Genomic DNA, 17,090 nt, shown 5'->3' on the forward strand with positions numbered 1-17,090 from the left:
GGAGACGACGGATCAGGCCGTGGCGGCCAGCGCCGACGAGGTCTCGCGGACGAAGTCGTCGAGGTCGCCGGGGTCACGCGACGTGACGAGCGTGAAGCCCTGCTCGACGTCGGTCACCACCGAACGGTCGACCCAGCTGCCGCCGGCGTTGCGGACGTCGGTCTGCAGCGACGCATAGGAGGTGAGCTCCTTGCCCGTCACGAGGCCGGCCTCGATGAGCGCCCACGGGCCGTGGCAGATCGCCGCGATCGGCTTGCCCGCCGTGGCGAAGGCCTTCACCAGGTCGACGGCGTCGCTCTCGGTGCGGAGGGTGTCCGCGTTGATGGTGCCGCCGGGAACGAGCAGGAGGTCGTGGTCGGCGGCGTCGACCTCGGCGATGGTCGTGTCGGGGCGGACGGTCTGCCCCGGGTCCTTGTCGCCGACGAGCGTCTGGATCGGCTCGGTGGAGACGCCGGCGACGACGACGGTGGCGCCCTGCTCGCGCAGCTTCGCGACGGGGACGACGAGCTCGTCCTGCTCGACGCCGTAGTTGGTGACGATCGCGAGAACGCGGCGTCCGGTGAGTTCGGTGCTTGCCATGGTGATGCTCCTCTCGGGGCCGGTCGGGGCCCGGTGTGCGACGCCTCCCGTCTACGCGGGCGGGCTGGGTCGTGGCTGGCTCGGTGTACCCCACCCGCGCCTCCGGACCGCGGCCCCTCCCGATCAGCTGGCCAGGAGCGCCCTGGCGGTCCCCTCGTCGAGGATGAGGTCGGTGACCAGGCCCGCGGCGAGCGCACCTCGGACGCTGACCACCTTGGCCTCCCCCGCGACGACGCAGACGCGACGCGGCGTGCGTCGGATGGTCGCCAGGTCGGGCCCGGTCGCGCGCCGGTTGAGCTCGATGTCGGCCGACGAGCCGTCCTCGCGGAAGAACACGGTCGCGACGTCGCCCACCACGTGGTCGTGGGCCAGGCTGTCGTGGTCGCTCTGCTCGAGGTAACCACCCGAGTAGACGTGGCTCGGGACGTGTGCCTCGCGCGAGCCGACGCCGAAGACGACGAGGTCCATGGCGCCCTGCAGCGAGAGGACGCGTCGGGTGCTGCGCTCCCGCCACAGGGCGCTCTTGGTGGCGGGGTCGTCGAAGAACGCGGGCACGGGGAACTGCTGGATCAGGGCGCCGTACGCGTGGCCGAACCGACGCAGGATCTCGCTGGCGTACTCGATGCCGGTCGTGCGGGTGTTCGCCGCACCGTTGAGCTGGACGAAGACGGTGTTGTGCGTGGTCTTGGGCACCAGGTACCGGCTGACCGCACTGACGGTGGAGCCCCAGGCGACGCCGACGACCATGTTCGAGTCGACGTACTGGGTGAGCGTTCGTGCAGCCGACAGCGCGACCCGGTCGAGCCGGTCGACGTCGCTGGTCTGGTCGGGCACCGGGACCACGTGCGCGACCACGCCGAACCGCCGGTGCAGCCCGTCGCCCACGGCCGTCGGCTGGTCGAGCGGGGACTTGATCTGGATGTCGACAAGGCCCGTCTCGCGTGCCGCCTTCAGGAGGCGCGACACCGACGAGCGGGACGTCTGCAGTTCGTGCGCGATCGCCTCCATCGTGAGGTCCTGCATGTAGTAGAGGTGCGCGGCGCGCAGGGCCTCCTGCGTGCGTTCGGACGTGTCGCCAGCGACCAACGGGACCTCCTTGCACGTTCGTGCAGATACGTTGCACCTTGTGTGCATCGGGACGACGATGAATCTACCGGCCCGCAGGACGAGTCGGTCACCACCACCTGACATCGCATCTCGAAAGAAGCAGTGACCATGTCGAAGAAGACAGACTCGATCCGTCCCAACGTGCAGCGCATCGTCGACCGCCCGACGGCACAGGTGCTCGTCGTCGGCGGTGGCATCAACGGCATCGCGACCTTCCGCGACCTCGCCCTCCAGGGCGTCGACGTCGTGCTCGTCGAACGGGCCGACTACGCGTCCGGCGCGTCCGCCGCGTCGTCCCACATGATCCACGGCGGCATCCGCTACCTCGAGAACGGCGAGTTCCGTCTCGTCCGCGAGAGCGTCGAAGAGCGCAACGGCCTGCTGAAGATCGCCCCGCACTACGTCAAGCCGCTGCAGACCACGATGCCGATCTTCTCGACGTTCAGCGGCATCATGAACGCCCCCTTGCGCATGCTGACGCACAAGCAGCGCTCCACGAAGGAGCGCGGCGCACTGCTGATCAAGGTCGGCATGACCATGTACGACTCGTTCTCGCGTGACGGCGGCTCGGTGCCCCGTCACAAGTTCCTCGGTCGCAAGAAGGCGCTGGCCGAGATGCCGCACCTCAACAAGGCCCTCAAGTACACGGGCACCTACTACGACGCGTCGGTGCACGAGCCCGAGCGCCTCGCGCTCGACGTGCTGAAGGACGGCCTGGCCGCCGGCGACAACGCCCGCAGCGCCAACTACCTCGAGGCCGTCGGGACCGCCGACGGCGGCGTGACCCTGCGCGACGTCGTCAGCGGGACCGAGTTCACGGTGAAGGCCGACGTCGTCATCAACGCGTCGGGCCCCTGGACCGACCTCACCAACAAGGCCTTCGGTGCCGAGTCTCAGTACATGGGCGGCACCAAGGGGTCGCACATCGTCGTCGACAGCCCCGAGTTGCTCGAGGCCACGAACGGTCGCGAGATCTTCTTCGAGAACAACGACGGCCGCATCGTCCTGATCTACCCGCTCAAGGGTCGCGTGCTCATCGGCACGACCGACCTCGAGGCCGACATGGCCGAGCCGGCCGTCTGCACCGAAGAAGAGGTCGACTACTTCTTCGACCTGGTGAAGCACGTCTACCCCGACATCGAGCTCACCCGCGACCACATCGTCTACCGCTACTCGGGCGTCCGCCCCCTGCCCAAGCACGACGACCTCGCCGCGGGCTTCGTGTCGCGCGACTACCGCATCGTCGAGACCGAGGTCGCCGAGCTGCCCGGCACGGCCGTCCTCAGCCTGGTCGGCGGCAAGTGGACCACCTTCCGTGCCCTGTCGGCGCACCTCTCGACCGAGGCGACGACGAAGCTCGGCGTGAAGCGCACGGTCGACACCACCGGCATGGCGATCGGCGGCGGCAAGGGCTTCCCCACCACCGAGGGCGCCCGCACCACCTGGGTCGCGGCCCACGCCGACGGGCTCGACCGTGACCAGGTCGACCGTCTGCTCACCCGCTACGGCACCCGCGCCTCCGAAGTCATCGAAGTGCTGCTCGACCAGCCGTCGCAGGCCCTCGAGGCCGACTCGACGCTGACCACGGCCGAGATCGCCTACTTCGCCGAGCACGAGGACGCCGTCCACCTGGCCGACGTCGTCCTGCGCCGCACGAACCTCGCGTTCGTCGGGGGCGTCACCATCGAGTTGCTCACCGAGATCGCGGACGTCATGGCCCGCTCGCTCGGATGGACGACCGAGCAGCGCGACGACGAGATCGAGCAGACCCTGACGACCCTGCGCGACTCGCACGGCGTCGAGGTCCACTCGCAGCACGTGCCTGCGGCGGCCCCCGCCGCGGCGACGAACTGACGACACCGACCCGATCGAGAAGCCCCGCCCCTCACTCCGAGGGGCGGGGCTTCGTCGTCGTCGCCGGGGATCTCGTGACCTGACATTGACATGTCGACTTCGCTGCCCATCGGGCAAAATGTGACGTTTCCGTATTAGGATGCTGGCCGGGCAGACGCCCGTGAGGATCTAGGAGGCCGCATGCCGATTCCCGTCACTCCCCCTGCCGCCGAACGACAGTTGCTGCGCGACACGGTCCGCAGCCGCATCCGTGACGCGATCATCGACGGCACGCTCGAACCGGGCGAACGCCTGCACGACGACGAGCTGATCGCCTGGCTGCAGGTGTCGCGCACCCCGATCCGCGAGGCACTCGGCGACCTCGTGCGCGCCGGCCTCGTCGAGATGGCACCGAACCGCTACACGAAGGTCGCGACGCCGAAGGCCGAAGAAGCCGTCCAGGCGGTCCAGACCCTGGGCGTGCTCTTCGGCGGCGCCGTCCGGCTGGCCGTCCCGAACCTGCCGGACGCCGTCAAGCGAGAGATCGTGCGGGCCATCGACGTCTGCCTCGGCGACCTCGACCGTGAAGACGCCCCGGCGTTGAACGCCCACGCCATCGCGCTCTTCTCGACCTACGTCGACCACTGCGGCAATCCGTCACTGGTCAAGGTCTGCACCGACGTCACCGACGGCCTCGCCTACAAACTGCGCGTGCCGAACATCGTGCAGGTGCTGCAGTGGGACTCGATGGCCGACTCGTTCGCCGCCCTGCGCGAGGCGACCGAGGCCGGTGACCCCATCGCCGCCGAACTCGCCGCCGAGGACCTGCACGCCCTGCCCGGCCAGCGCCCCGTCGCCTGAGCGGGCGGGCGCGGCCAACCGGGCGGGCGGGCGCGGCCGACCGGGCGCGTACGGCCGACCGTCCTTCGGTCCGTCAGACCGCCGTGACGTCGTCGACCTCGCCGACGAGTTCTTCGATGATGTCCTCCAGGAACAGCACGCCGGTGGTGACGCCCTCGGCCGAGACGGAGCGGGCGACGTGCGCGCCGACCCGGCGCATCGAGGCCAGGGCGTCCTCGAGGTCGGTGTCGCCGCCCACGGCGCCCAGGCGGCGGATGCGCTTCTCGGGCACGGGTGCCTCGAAGGCCCCGTCGCCGGTGAGGTCCATGACGTCCTTGAGGTGCAGGTAGCCCGTGGGCTGGCCGTCTCCGTCGGTGAGCACGTACCGCGAGTACCCCCGGGCCGCCACGGCGCGCTGCACGTCGGCCGGAGTCGACCCCGGCGCCAGGTGCACCATCTCGTCGAGGGGCACCTCGACGTCGCGCACCTTGCGGGTGGTGAACTCGAACGCCGCCGACAGGGTGCCCGACGAGTCCGTCAGCGTGCCCTCGCGGGTCGACTGCTGGACGATCGTGGCGACCTCGTCGAGCGTGTACGAGCTCGTCGCCTCGTCCTTCGGCTCGACCCGGAAGAGCCTCAGCACGCCGTTGGCGATCGCGTTGAGCGACCAGATGACCGGCTTGAAGACCGTCGCCACGAACACGAGCGGGGGCGCCAGGATGAGCGCCGCCCGGTCGGGCACCGAGAACGACAGGTTCTTCGGGATCATCTCCCCGACGACCACGTGCAAGAACGTGACGAGCACGAGCGCCACGACGAACGCGACGACGCCGATCGCCTCGGCCGAGAGGCTGGTGAGACCGAGCGGGATCTCGAGCAGGTGGTGGATCGCCGGCTCCGAGACGTTCAAGATGACCAGCGAGCAGACGGTGATGCCCAACTGGCTGGTGGCCAGCATGAGCGTCGCGTGTTCCATCGCCCACAGGGTCTTCTTCGCGGCCTTGCTGCCGGCCTCGGCACGCGGCTCGATCTGCGAGCGGCGTGCCGAGATGACGGCGAACTCGGCGCCGACGAAGAATCCGTTGACGATCAGCAGCACGACCAGCCAGACGATTCCGGGCAGGTACTCGTTCATCGGTCGACCCCTTCGGTCAGCGAGGCGACCACGCGGTCGTGCTCGGTCGTGGGTGCGGCGGCGTCGAGGCCGCCGTCAGGTGGGGCCGGGACGAAACGCAGGCGTTCGAGGCGTCCGTTCGCGACGCGTTCGACCCGCAGGCTGCCGCTGCCGCTCTCGAGGGCGACCTCGTCGCCGACCTCGGGCAGGCGGTCGAGCCGGTCGATGACGAACCCGGCCACCGTCTCGTAGTCGCCGTCGTCGGGCACGCGGATGCCAGCCCGGTCGGCCAGCTCGTCGGGCCGGAGGGCACCGTCGAAGAGCACGGTGCCGGCCTGGCGCACGATGCCCACGCGGGCCCGGTCGTGCTCGTCCTCGAGCTCGCCGACGAGCTCTTCGACGACGTCCTCGAGCGTGACGAGGCCGGCGGTGCCGCCGAACTCGTCACGCACCACGGCCATCTGCAGGCCGCCGTGGCGCAGCAGGCCGAGCAGCGAGTCGGTGCCCATGCTCTCGGGCACGAAGCGCGCCTCCTGCATGAGGGCGGTCGCGACGACGGAGGCGCGCCCGGCGAGCGGGACCGCGAACGCGTGCTTCACGTGCACGACCCCGACGATGTCGTCGCTGTCGTCGCCGATCACGGGGAACCGCGAGAAGCCCGAGGTCAGGGCGGCCTCGACGACGTCGGCGGCCGAGCCGGTCGACGCGATGGTCGTCATGCGGACGCGCGGCGTCATCACCTCGGAGGCGTCGTGCTGCGAGAAGCGCAGGGTACGACCCAGCAGGGTCGCGTGGTCCTGGTCGAGCTGGCCCTCGAGGGCCGACCGGCGCACGAGCGAACTCAGCTCTTCGGCCGAGCGGGCACCCGAGAGCTCTTCTTTGGGCTCGATGCCCATGGCGCGGATGGCCGCGTTGGCGGTGTTGTTGAAGAGCAGGATGAGCGGCTTGAACACCGTGGTGAACGCGGCCTGGAACGGCACGACGAACTTCGCGGTGGCGAGCGGCAGCGCGAGGGCGAAGTTCTTCGGCACGAGCTCGCCGACGACCATCGAGAAGAGGGTCGCGAGCACGATCCCCGCGACGCTGCCGACGACCGGGACGGCCGCGGCGGGCACGCCGAGCGAGCCGAGCGGACCGCTCAGCATCGAACTGATGGCGGGCTCGAAGGTGTACCCGGTCAGCAGGGTCGTCAGCGTGATGCCGAGCTGCGCACCGGAGAGGTGCGTCGAGGTGATGCGCAACGCCTTGATCGTGGGACCGAGGCGTTTCTCGCCCCGGTCGCGCCGCGCCTCCAACTCGTTCCGGTCGAGGTTGACCAGCGAGAACTCGGACGCGACGAAGAAGCCGGTGCCGACGGTGAGCACGAGGCCGATGCCGACCATGACCCAGTCATTCATGTCGCCCCTCCCCGTCTGTGACGACCGCGTGTGCGGTCAGGCGTGGGAGAGGCCAGGGCATGTGAGAGGGGGGTTCGTCCATGACCGAGAACAGTAAGCAGATCCCCCGACCGATGCCTGAGAACGTGCAGTCGGTGCAGTCGACCCGCCCTCGAGCCGAGGAGGCGCGGGTCAGGCCGGAGGAGCCGCCGCCGTCGTCGAGGTGGTCGGCGTGGGGGCCTCCGGCGTCGAGATCGTGGGCGTCGGGATGGTCGGCGGCAGGGCGGGCGGCGTGGCCCGCAGGTCGGCCACGCGGTCGGCCGGCTCGGTGCGGGCGAGGAACCCGATGCGCGACTCGCGCACGTGCCAGCCCATCAGCTCGGCGGCCCCGGCCTCGTCGCCGGCGTCGATCGCCGCGAGGATGCGTCGGTGGTCGGGCCAGAGCCGCTTGCCTCGCGAGAAGGTGTCGAGGGCGTACAGCCACTCGATCTTGTTCGACAGCTGGCGCAGCAGGGTGGCCAGGGTGGCGCTCCCGCTCAGCTGCGCCACGCCCACGTGGAACCGGTCGTTGAGCTCGACGAGACGGTCGAGGTCGCCGGCCTCGACGGCGGCGTCCCCGTCGTCGAGCAGCTGGCCGAGCACGCGCCGCGTGCGCCACCAGTCCTCGGGCGGGCGCGGCTCGCCGAACAGCTCGCGCGCCCGCAGGGCGGCGCGTCGCGCGGTCGAGATCTCGAGGGCCTCGCGGACGGCGAAGAGGTCGTCGGCCTCGTCGACCGGGATCGCCGCGACCCGGCTGCCCACGTGAGGCGTCGACTCGACGAACCCCTCGGCCTCGAGCGCACGCAGCGCTTCGCGCACGGGGACGCGTGAGACCCCGTGGCGGCGGGCGACCGACGCCTCGGTGATGCGCGTCCCCGGCACGAGGGCGCCCTCGACGATCTCGCGACGCAGGGCGTCGACGAGGACGACGGGCGTCGGGCCCTCAGAGGGCGAGGCTGGCACCGGGGATGGCTCCCAACAGTTCGGTCGTGTACTCGGCACGGGGCGACAAGAAGATGTCGTCGACGCTACCGCGCTCGACCACGGCGCCCTTGCGCATCACCACCACGTCGTGCGCGATCTGCCTCACGACCGCCAGGTCGTGCGTGATGAACAGGTAGCTGAGGCCGAGCCGACGCTGCAGGTCGCCGAGCAGCTCGAGGATCTGCTCCTGCACGAGCACGTCGAGCGCCGAGACGGCCTCGTCGCAGATGAGCAGCTCGGGCTCGAGCGCCAACGCCCGGGCGATGGCCACGCGCTGACGCTGCCCGCCGGACAGCTCGTTCGGACGGCTCTGCGCGACCGACCGCGGCAGGGCGACCTGGTCGAGCAGCTCGGCGACCCGGTGCCGACGCGAGGCACGGTCGCCGACGCCGAAGATGCGCAACGGCTCGTCGATCAGCCGCTCGACGCTGGAGGTCGGGTCGAGCGAACCGTAGGGGTCCTGGAAGACGGGCTGCACCCGGCGACGCAGCGCGCGACGGGACGCACCGCGGCTCGTCGTGATGCTCTCGCCGTCGATCAGGGCCGACCCGCTCGTCGCCGACTCGAGGCCGAGCACGATGCGGGCCACGGTCGTCTTGCCCGAGCCGGACTCCCCCACGATCGCCGTCGTGGTGCCGCGCGGCACCTCGAACGAGACGTGGTCGACGGCCCGCACCTGCTCGCCACGGCGACCACGGAGGCGGAACTCCTTGACCAGGTCGGTGACGGTCAGGATCGGGTCGACCCGCGCCTCCTTCGCGTCCGTCGCCTCGTCGAGGACGGCCTCGCCGCGACGGAGGGCGGTGGCCGAGGCCAGCGTCGGCGCCGCCGCGACGAGGCGCTTCGTGTACTCGTGCTGCGGGCGACGCAGGATCTGCTCGGGCGTGCCCTGCTCGACGACGCGTCCCTCGAGCATCACGACGATGCGGTCGGTGCGGTCGGCGGCGAGCCCCAGGTCGTGGGTGATGAAGAGCAGGGAGGTGCCACGGCTCTCGACCAGCGTCTGGAGGTGGTTCAGGATCTGCCGCTGCACCGTCACGTCGAGCGCGCTGGTCGGCTCGTCGGCGATGAGCAACTGCGGCTCCCGGGCCAGGGCGATCGCGATGAGCACGCGCTGGCGCATGCCGCCCGAGAACTCGTGGGGGAACTGCCCCGCCCGGCGCTCGGCCTCGGGGATGCCCGCCTCGCTCATCAGCGCGACGACGCGGCGCTGGACCTCGTCGTGGCCGCGGAGGCCGTGGGTGCGCAGCGCGTCGGCGATCTGCGCGCCGACCTTCATCGACGGGTTCAGGTTGGTCGACGGGTCCTGCGGCACGAGGCCGATCCGGGCGCCGCGCACCTGACGCATGGGGGCCTCGGTCGTCTGCGCGAGGTCGAGGGTGCCGCCGTCGGGCCCCGCCAGCTCGATCGTGCCGCCCGTGATGTGGCCGGCCCCGGGCAGCAGGCGCAGGATGGCGGCGACCACCGTCGACTTGCCCGAGCCGGACTGGCCGACGATCGCCACCCGCTCGCCCGGCAGGACGTCGAGGTCGACGCCGTGGACGGCGGGGGTGTCGCCGAACGAGACGCGGAGGTCGCGCACGCTCAGCAGGGTGGAGGTCGGGTTCTCAGCGTCCTGCGGCATAGGCCTGGGCTCCTCGGGGGTTGGCGGCGGCGGAGAGCACGCCGGTCTCGGGGTCTCGCGACACGCTGGACAGCCGGCCCAGGGACCAACCGCCGGCGCGGGTGACGACGTGGCCGCGGGCGACCAGCGCGTCGATGACGTCGTCGCCCAGACGGTCCTCGACCACGACGCCACCGGGCTCCCAGGTGCGCGGCCAGAAGCTGCCAGGGAACGACGTGGTGTGCAGGGCCGGGGCGTCGATGGCCTGCTGCGGGGTGTAGCCGCCGACGATCGTGCGCAGCAGGTAGAGCAGCTGCCACTGGTCCTGCTGGTCGCCGCCGGGCGAACCGAGCGCGACGACGGGCTCGCCGTCCTTCAGGACGAGCGTGGGCGTCAGCGTGGTGCGCGGGCGGGTGCCGGGCGCGAGCGTCGACGCCGTGCCCTCGTCGAGCCACGACATCTGCAGCCGGCTGCCGAGGCAGAAGCCGAGCTCGGGGATCGTCGGCGACGACTGCAACCAGCCACCCGACGGGGTCGCCGACACGACGTTGCCCCAGCGGTCGACGACGTCGAGGTGGCAGGTGTCGCCGCGCGTCTCGCCGGTGGGCTCGGTGAACGGCTCGGCCAGACGGTCGGCAGGAGGCGCGGTGGCGGTCGTCGGGGCGTCCTCGGTCGGTGCGACGGGTGCGTCGGCTGCGTCGGCTGCGTCGGCTGCGTCGGCTGCGTCGGCGCGAACCGGTGCCCGACCGGGGGCGGCGACGGTGGGCTCGCCGACGCCGGCCGGTGCCTCGCTGAGCGCGGGTGGCAGGTACTCGGTGCGCATCGTGGGCAGGGCGAACGGATCGCGCCCCGGGACGTCGCCCGGTCGCAGCTCGTGAGACGCCCGCTCGCCGATCAGCGCGCGGCGCCGGTCGGCGTAGTCCGCGGACAACAGCACGTCGAGGGGCACGTCCCCGGGGCCGTACCAGGCCTCGCGATCGGCCATCGCGAGCTTCTGTGCCTCGACGATGGTGTGGGCGCCGTCGGCGGTCGACGGGTCGAGCAGGGCGTCGTCGAGCGGCTCGAGCAGCGCCAGCACCTGCAGCAGGGCGGGACCCTGACCCCAGGCGCCGGTCTTGGCGACGGTGTGGCCGCGGAACTCGATCGTGGTCGCCGGCTCGGTCGTGGCCCGGAAGGCGGCGAGGTCGGCGGCCGTGACCACGCCCGCGTGGTCGGTGCCCGACGAATGACGGTGCGGAGTGCGGACGAACGCGTCGATCGCCTGCGCGACGTGTCCGCTGCCCCACTCGACCCGCGCCTCCTCGATCTTCGACTCGCGGGACGCGTCGGGGCCGAGGGCCTCGCCCGCCGCGACCAGCTCGTCGAGGACGGCCGCGTAGGCCGGGTTCGTCAGCAGGTCGCCCTCACGCGGCACCTCGCCGCCCGGCATCCACTGGGCGGCGGAGGTGGGCCAGTGCTCGGTGAACAGGTCGGCGACGGTCTCGATGGTCGACGCCACGCGCGCCACGATCGGGTGGCCGTCGCGGGCGTAGCCGATCGCGTAGGCCAGGACGTCGGCGAGGGACCACGTGCCGTGCTCGGCCAGCAGCTTCAGCCAGGCGTCGACCGCACCGGGGACGGCGGCCGCGAGGGCTCCCGACCCGGGGACGAGCTCGAGGCCCTCGGCCAGGTAGTGCTCGCGGGTGGCCCCGGCCGGGGCGGGGCCCTGGCCGACGAGCACGGTCGGCGCGTCGGGGGCCTCGGCCGTCGCGTAGATCGCCGTGAGGTCGCCGCCGGGACCGTTGAGGTGCGGCTCGACGACGTGCAGGACGAAGGCGCCCGCGACGGCCGCGTCGAAGGCGTTGCCGCCGCGCTCGAGGACCGACTGGGCCGAGGCCGTCGCCAGCCAGTGCGTCGACGACGTCATGCCGAAGGTGCCGCGCAGGTCGGGGCGGGTGACGAACTCGTCAGGGGTGGTGTAGGTCACGAGGGGGTCACTTCCGGTCGCTGGCGGTGGGGTCGAGGGCGTCGCGCAGGGCGTCGCCGAACAGGTTGAAGCCGAGGCAGATCACGGCGATCGCGAGACCCGGCACGACGGCCGCGAAGGGCGCCTTGGCCAGGTACTGCTGCGCGTCGCTGAGCATGATGCCGAGACTGGCCGTCGGCGGCTGGATGCCCAGCCCGAGGAACGACAGGAGGGCCTCGCCGATCACGGCGACCGGCATGATGACCGTCGCCTGGACGATGATCGCCGAGACGCAGTTCGGCAGGACGTGCTGGAAGATCACCCGCAGCCCCGAGGCGTCCATGGTCGTCGCGGCGAGGACGAAGTCGGTCGACTTGATCCGGAGCGTCTCGCCGCGCACCACGCGGATCATCGTCGGCACCTGCGCGATGCCGAGGGCGACCACCGCGTTCGTCAGGCTCGGACCGCTGATCGCGGCGAGCGCGACCGCGATGATCAGGAACGGGAACGCCAGCATGACGTCGGTGAGGCGCGAGATCACGCCGTCGAGCCACCGCCAGTAGCCGGCCAGCAACCCGAGCGGCGTGCCGACCACGACGGCCAGCAGCACCGACAGCACGCCGACCTGCAGCGAGACGCGGATGCCGTAGACGGTGCGCGAGAGGATGTCGCGGCCGAGGTCGTCCGTGCCGAGCACGTAGCCGACCGTGCCGGGCACCTGGAACGGCAGCTCGAAGTTCACCCGGGTCGGGTCGTACGGGGCGATGAGGGGCGCGGCGAGGCCGGCGACGAGCACGACGAGCAGCATGACGCCGCCCGTGACGCCGAGCTTGTTGCGGACGAGGCCGCGCCAGACGCGTCCCCGCCCCGACCCGAGGCCCGCCCCTGCGGCGGTGGGTGTCTCGATGACGGTCACGATGCGCCTCCTACCCTGATGCGCGGGTTGATGACGGAGTACAGGACGTCCACCGCCAGGTTGATCAGGATGTAACCGACCGTGATGATCAGCACGACGGCCTGGATCACGGGGTAGTCACGGGTGAACACCGAGTCGAGCGTGAGCTTGCCGAAGCCCGGCAGCGCGAAGATGCGCTCCGTCACCACGGCGCCCGAGATCAGGCCGCCGAGTTGCAGGCCGACGATCGTGACGACCACGATCATCGAGTTGCGCAGGCCGTAGCGCATCAGCACCCGCCCACGCCCGAGCCCCTTGGCCCGCGCGGTGCGCACGTAGTCGGTCTTCATCGTCTCGATCATCGAGGCCCGGGTCTGCCGCATGATGACCGCGGCGAGGCTCGTGCCGAGGATCAGCGCCGGCAGGGTCAGGTGGTAGAACGCGCTCGCCGGGTTCTCGGCCACCGGCACGTAGCCCGACGCCGGGAACAGGCCGAGGCCCGCCGCGAGCCAGAGGATCGCGAGGATGCCGAGCCAGAAGTTCGGCACCGACAGACCGACCACGGCGGCGGCGTTGGCCATCCACTCGGGCCAGCGTCCGCGGTAGCGCTCGGCGACGACGCCGAGGGCGACGCCCACGACGACCGCCACGACGATGGCGTAGAGGGCGAGCCACAGCGTGACCGGCAGGGTGGCCCCGATCAGCTCGGTGACCGGGGTGCCGGTGCGGGTGGACTCACCGAAGTCGCCGCGGACGAAGTTGCCGACGAACCGGCCGTACTGCACCAGCAGCGAGTCGTCGAGGCCGAGGTCGGCCCGGATCGCGGCGACGCGCTCGGGCGTCGCCTCTTCTCCGGCGAGGGCCAGGGCCGGGTCGCCGGGCAGCTGGCGCACGCCCCAGAACACGACGATCGAGGCGATCACGAGTGTGACGGCCGACTGCCAGAGCCGGGTGAACAGGTAACGGGTCATCAGGTCACTCCCCCTCGACGAACGCGGCGTTGCTGAGCCGCACCACGCCGTCGGCGTAGGTGGACACCCCGGCGACCTCGTTCGTCAGCGCGGTCAGGCTGCGGGTGCGGTACAGGTAGATCAGCGGCTCGTCCTCCTGCACCTGCGTCACGGCCTCGCCATAGAGCGCCGCACGCTCGTCGACGTCGATGGACGCGGCGGCGTCGGCCAGCAGCTCGTCGACCCGGGGGTTGCTGTAGCCCGAGTAGTTGTTGCCGCCACCGGTGCGCAGGAAGTTCATCATGTTGCCGTTCGGGTCGACGCGGCCCGACCAGCCGAGCTGCAGCGCGTCGAAGTCGCCGCGCGACTGGACGTCGAGCAGGGTCGAGTACTCGACCGGGGTGATCGACAGGCGGAACCCACCGTCGGCGACCTGGGCCTGCAACGCCTGGGCGAGGCGCAGCGTGTCGGCGTTGTTGCTGGCCTGGATCTCGATCTCGTAGGGCGTCGTCACGCCCGCCTCGGCGAGGAGGCGCTTCGCCCCCTCGGGGTCGTAGCCCGGGCAGGCGTCGCTGGCATCGGTGGCGAACGGACTCGTCGGCGGGATCGGCGAGCAGGCGGTGTCGTTCCACCCGCCGAAGACGCTCTGCACCAGCGCGTCCCGGTCGATCGACATGGCCAGCGCCTGACGGACGCGCACGTCGCTCGCCAAGGGGGTGTCGATCTGGACGGGATCGGTCCCGACGCCGTCCTGGTTGCCGATGTTCACGGTGATGCCCTGGTAGCCGAACGAACCGACCTGCAACACCGTGAGGCCGTCGTCCGCCATGAGGGAGTCGACGTCCATCGTCGACATCGAGTCGGCGACCTGCACGTCACCCGCACGGACGTTCGCCGCACGGATGCTCGCGTCGGTGATGATGCGGTACGTGATCGAGTCGAGGTGCACGTCCTCGGCGTCGTAGTAGAGGGGGTCGCGCTCGACCGAGATCGAGGTCTGCGGCACGCGGTCGACGAACTTGAAGGGGCCCACGCAGACCGGGGCGTCGCCGAAGTCGTCGCCCTCGGCCTCGAGCGCCGTCGGGGACATGATCATCCCCGCGCGGTCGGCGAGGGCCGCGGTGAGCGGGGCGAAGGGGCGCTCGTAGGTCAGGCGCACCGTGTCGTCGTCGAGGGCCTCGACCCCGGTCACCGGGCCGAGCTCGCTGGCCCGCGACGAGTCGGGCTTGTCGAGGTGACGACGCAGCGTCGTGACGACGGCCTGGGCGTCCAACGGGGTGCCGTCCGCGAACACGGCGTCGGTGCGCACGGGGATGTCGACCGTCAACCCGCCGTCCGACAACGTCGGCAGCTCGGTCGCCAGCAGCGGCACGAGGTCACCCTCGGCGTCGATGTCGTACAGCTTCTGGCACACGGTCTCCATGACGTAGCGCGTGTAGAGCGACGACGACGTGGTGGGGTCGAGGGCGTCCGGCTCGGCGGACAGCGCCATGACCAGGTCGCCCCCCTCGACGATGGTCCGGTCGCCGATCGGCGCGGTGGTCACGTCGGTCTTGTCGGGCGGGTTCGTCCCGGCGGGTTGCTGCGGGACGCAGGCCGTCAGGGCGAGCGTCGCGGCGGCGGCGAGGGCCGGCAGCGCGAGGGCCCGGCGCAGGCGGCGACGCCCGGCCGGGGAGCTCGCGGCGCGGGCCGTGCTCGCGGCGCGGGCCGGGCTCGCGGCGCGGGACGCGCTCGCGGCGCGGGACGCGTCGGCGCTCGCGGCGCGGGTCGGGCGGGGTGGGCGGGCCATCGGGCCTCCGATGCTCGGGTGGTATCGGTCTGTGCGGCGTGGATTGCATACAATCCTGCCGCACGCCCCAGTTTTGTATACGAATTGTTTCGCGCGGGTAAAACGTGGCCCGGCCGGTCCGGCTCCGGCCCGTCTCGCCTAGAGACGCACCCGCCCGCACCCACCCGCACCCGCACCCGCACCCGCACCGAGGTCGCACCACGATCGCGTCACGAAACCACGCTCGGGGTTGGTTCGACGACTCGGAAGTGGTGCGACCTGAGCGTCACGGCAAGGGCAGCCCTGCTGAGCGGAGGTTCGCCGCCAGGCGGGGTGGGTGCGACAACTCGTCCCAGACCGTTCGCGCGAATCCGTTGACCTCGGGCCGGTTGCGGATGCGGTCCTCTCGGATCTTCTCGTCCACGACGACTTGTCCGGGCGACCGGCCCTTCTTCCACCGCCCTTCCGCGTACTTGATCCGTCCGTCGAATTCGAGCACGACGCCGAACCGGGGCCACCAGAAGTCGACGACGTCGACGAAGAGGCCGCCGTCTCCCCAGGTGAAATGCTGCTGGAGCACCGGAGGAGGCGCGCCCAGCTCGTGCAGGACGACCCGCGTCAGCGACTCCCCCGGGGATTCGGCCTCGGGCGTCGCGAAGGCGACCGCCCGGCGTGCACTCGGCAGGCCTCGTGCCGACCCACGTCCGTCGAGGACGTGCCGCACGTCATCTGCGGTGGCGAGCCCCCTCCGCACGAGGGCATCGAGGGCGACCACCGCGTCACGGAACGACGACGTGAGGGCGAGATCGGCTGCTGTTCGAGCCGGAGAGGTGAGGGAAAGTGGAGGGAGCGACCGCACCTCCTCACCGGAGAGCGGTCCCGGGTGCCGCACGACGTTCGCCGTCGTCTGGGTCGTGCGGCGGTCCGGGTCGACGACGTGCACGCGGCTCGGCCACTCACCGAGGGCCGGCAGCTCCCAGCATGCGGCCGCCGACGCATGAGACACCACCATCCGCGAAGCGAGCCGCGGCATGACGGCGAGGACGAGGATCAGGTGGCGATCCCGAGAGGAGGCCGCTCGCCACGCGGCAGCGTCGACGGCTGCCCCACGACGCACCCGGACGAACTCACCCCGCTCGACACCACGACGCACGGCCTCGGACTCCCGCCGCCCGTGCTCGAGCCGGTCGGACCGGATGATGTGGGGCAGATGTTCGATCACAGGGAGAGACTGCCGTCACATGGCGGCCCGCCAGTGGTTGTCCACAGGCAGGGCGACGACGAGGTCACACCACGTCTGCGGCATCGAACCGCCCGACGGGGCAGTTCGACGACTCGACAGTGGTGCGAATTCGTGCAGAGTGGGGCGAAGAAGCCGCGAGGAGGCGAGGAGGCGCGGGGCGGCTACTCGAGGTTGGCGTGGCGGGGCCAGAGCTCGTCGGCATCGGCACCCGAGCGCTTCCACAGCGCGTGGAAGACGGCGTCACCGACCAGCACGACGGTCTGCTCGAACAGCCCGCCGGCGTACTGCGACGACGCGGCTCCCGAGCGGTCCTGCTTGTCGGCGGCGGGCACCACGAGCACGGCCTCGGCCAGGTCGGCCAGCGGCGAGTCGGCCGCGGTGGTGATGGCGGCCACCCGCGCGCCGGCGTCGACGGCCGTCCGGGCCGCGGCGACGATGCCGGACGTCGTGCCCGAACCGCTCGCGGTGAGCAGCACGTCCCCGTCGGCGATGGCCGGCGTCGTGACCTCGCCGACGACGTGGACCTCGAGTCCGAGGTGCATCAACCGCATCGCGGTCATGCGGAGGGCGAGACCCGAGCGACCCGCACCGTGGACGAAGACGCGCTCGGCGTCGTCGAGCAGGTCGGCGAAGGCGTCGAGCTGGCCGGACGTGTCGGACGAGTCGTCGCCTCCGGCGTCCGCGTCGAGCACCGCCGAGACGGCGGCGTCGACCTCGTCGGCCACGAGCTCGAGGGCGGTGGCGACGGAACCGTGGTCGTCGTCGGGGGTCGTGCTGTCTGCGGGGGTCACGGGTACCAGCCTGCTCGCCCCGC

At 71.5% G+C, this 17,090-nt stretch carries 14 protein-coding genes; 2 read left to right on the top strand and 12 right to left on the bottom strand.

Going from position 1 to position 17,090, the window contains the following annotated elements; all coding sequences use genetic code 11:
• Positions 1–12: 12 nt before the first annotated feature.
• Together ACIOSR_RS05655 and ACIOSR_RS05660 are read right to left on the bottom strand one after the other, a co-directional pair.
• On the bottom strand, positions 13–579 hold the full coding sequence (locus ACIOSR_RS05655; protein WP_123570651.1) for a type 1 glutamine amidotransferase domain-containing protein: 567 nt from the start codon (positions 577–579) through the stop codon (positions 13–15).
• Between the two features lie 123 nt (positions 580–702).
• Complete coding sequence (locus ACIOSR_RS05660; protein ID WP_233568409.1) at positions 703–1,602, bottom strand: sugar-binding transcriptional regulator; 900 nt, start codon at positions 1,600–1,602, stop codon at positions 703–705.
• Positions 1,603–1,794: 192 nt separating this feature from the next.
• On the opposite strand from ACIOSR_RS05660, the gene ACIOSR_RS05665 reads away from it, so the two are divergent.
• Positions 1,795–3,540 (top strand): FAD-dependent oxidoreductase, encoded by a 1,746-nt coding sequence (locus ACIOSR_RS05665; RefSeq protein WP_402752048.1) that lies wholly within the window; start codon positions 1,795–1,797, stop codon positions 3,538–3,540.
• 180 nt (positions 3,541–3,720) lie between these two features.
• The gene (locus tag ACIOSR_RS05670; protein WP_056046860.1) at positions 3,721–4,380 is read left to right on the top strand and encodes a GntR family transcriptional regulator; all 660 of its coding nucleotides are present in this window, start codon (positions 3,721–3,723) and stop codon (positions 4,378–4,380) included.
• 73 nt (positions 4,381–4,453) lie between these two features.
• Here ACIOSR_RS05670 and ACIOSR_RS05675 read toward each other — a convergent pair whose 3' ends face one another.
• The 10 genes from ACIOSR_RS05675 to hxlB all read right to left on the bottom strand — a co-directional run bounded on the left by ACIOSR_RS05675 (position 4,454) and on the right by hxlB (position 17,067).
• The gene (locus ACIOSR_RS05675; RefSeq protein WP_402752049.1) at positions 4,454–5,494 is read right to left on the bottom strand and encodes a hemolysin family protein; all 1,041 of its coding nucleotides are present in this window, start codon (positions 5,492–5,494) and stop codon (positions 4,454–4,456) included.
• A complete protein-coding gene (locus ACIOSR_RS05680; protein WP_173151630.1) occupies positions 5,491–6,870 on the bottom strand; it encodes a hemolysin family protein in 1,380 nt (459 codons plus the stop codon). Before ACIOSR_RS05680 ends, ACIOSR_RS05675 begins: the two co-directional genes overlap by 4 nt.
• 171 nt (positions 6,871–7,041) lie before the next feature.
• Positions 7,042–7,851: a GntR family transcriptional regulator gene (locus ACIOSR_RS05685; RefSeq protein ID WP_371740373.1), complete on the bottom strand. Its 810-nt coding sequence runs from the start codon at positions 7,849–7,851 to the stop codon at positions 7,042–7,044.
• Positions 7,832–9,496: a dipeptide ABC transporter ATP-binding protein gene (locus ACIOSR_RS05690; protein WP_402752050.1), complete on the bottom strand. Its 1,665-nt coding sequence runs from the start codon at positions 9,494–9,496 to the stop codon at positions 7,832–7,834. The genes ACIOSR_RS05685 and ACIOSR_RS05690 overlap by 20 nt, the downstream gene beginning before the upstream one ends.
• Positions 9,480–11,441, bottom strand: coding sequence for a gamma-glutamyltransferase family protein (locus tag ACIOSR_RS05695; protein ID WP_402752051.1), 1,962 nt, complete (start codon positions 11,439–11,441; stop codon positions 9,480–9,482). The genes ACIOSR_RS05690 and ACIOSR_RS05695 overlap by 17 nt, the downstream gene beginning before the upstream one ends.
• 7 nt (positions 11,442–11,448) lie before the next feature.
• Positions 11,449–12,336, bottom strand: coding sequence for an ABC transporter permease (locus ACIOSR_RS05700; RefSeq protein WP_236556928.1), 888 nt, complete (start codon positions 12,334–12,336; stop codon positions 11,449–11,451).
• Complete coding sequence (locus ACIOSR_RS05705; RefSeq protein WP_402752052.1) at positions 12,333–13,286, bottom strand: ABC transporter permease; 954 nt, start codon at positions 13,284–13,286, stop codon at positions 12,333–12,335. Before ACIOSR_RS05705 ends, ACIOSR_RS05700 begins: the two co-directional genes overlap by 4 nt.
• 4 nt (positions 13,287–13,290) lie before the next feature.
• Positions 13,291–15,054, bottom strand: coding sequence for an ABC transporter substrate-binding protein (locus ACIOSR_RS05710; RefSeq protein WP_402752053.1), 1,764 nt, complete (start codon positions 15,052–15,054; stop codon positions 13,291–13,293).
• A gap of 265 nt (positions 15,055–15,319) precedes the next feature.
• Positions 15,320–16,255, bottom strand: coding sequence for a hypothetical protein (locus tag ACIOSR_RS05715; protein WP_402752054.1), 936 nt, complete (start codon positions 16,253–16,255; stop codon positions 15,320–15,322).
• Positions 16,256–16,437: 182 nt separating this feature from the next.
• Positions 16,438–17,067: a 6-phospho-3-hexuloisomerase gene (hxlB, locus tag ACIOSR_RS05720; protein WP_402752055.1), complete on the bottom strand. Its 630-nt coding sequence runs from the start codon at positions 17,065–17,067 to the stop codon at positions 16,438–16,440.
• Positions 17,068–17,090 lie beyond the last annotated feature (23 nt).

It is taken from the genome of Frigoribacterium sp. NPDC087798 (assembly GCF_044742985.1).
Taxonomy (GTDB): domain Bacteria; phylum Actinomycetota; class Actinomycetes; order Actinomycetales; family Microbacteriaceae; genus Frigoribacterium.

Excerpts from the sequence above, each read along its gene's own strand:
- ACIOSR_RS05690 (WP_402752050.1), bottom strand. The coding sequence starts at position 9,496 with ATGCCGCAGGACGCTGAGAACCCGACCTCCACCCTGCTGAGCGTGCGC.
- ACIOSR_RS05665 (WP_402752048.1), top strand. The coding sequence starts at position 1,795 with ATGTCGAAGAAGACAGACTCGATCCGTCCCAACGTGCAGCGCATCGTC.
- ACIOSR_RS05660 (WP_233568409.1), bottom strand. The coding sequence starts at position 1,602 with ATGCAGGACCTCACGATGGAGGCGATCGCGCACGAACTGCAGACGTCC.
- ACIOSR_RS05670 (WP_056046860.1), top strand. The coding sequence starts at position 3,721 with ATGCCGATTCCCGTCACTCCCCCTGCCGCCGAACGACAGTTGCTGCGC.
- ACIOSR_RS05705 (WP_402752052.1), bottom strand. The coding sequence starts at position 13,286 with ATGACCCGTTACCTGTTCACCCGGCTCTGGCAGTCGGCCGTCACACTC.
- ACIOSR_RS05675 (WP_402752049.1), bottom strand. The coding sequence starts at position 5,494 with ATGAACGAGTACCTGCCCGGAATCGTCTGGCTGGTCGTGCTGCTGATC.
- ACIOSR_RS05655 (WP_123570651.1), bottom strand. The coding sequence starts at position 579 with ATGGCAAGCACCGAACTCACCGGACGCCGCGTTCTCGCGATCGTCACC.
- ACIOSR_RS05680 (WP_173151630.1), bottom strand. The coding sequence starts at position 6,870 with ATGAATGACTGGGTCATGGTCGGCATCGGCCTCGTGCTCACCGTCGGC.
- ACIOSR_RS05710 (WP_402752053.1), bottom strand. The coding sequence starts at position 15,054 with ATGGCCCGCCCACCCCGCCCGACCCGCGCCGCGAGCGCCGACGCGTCC.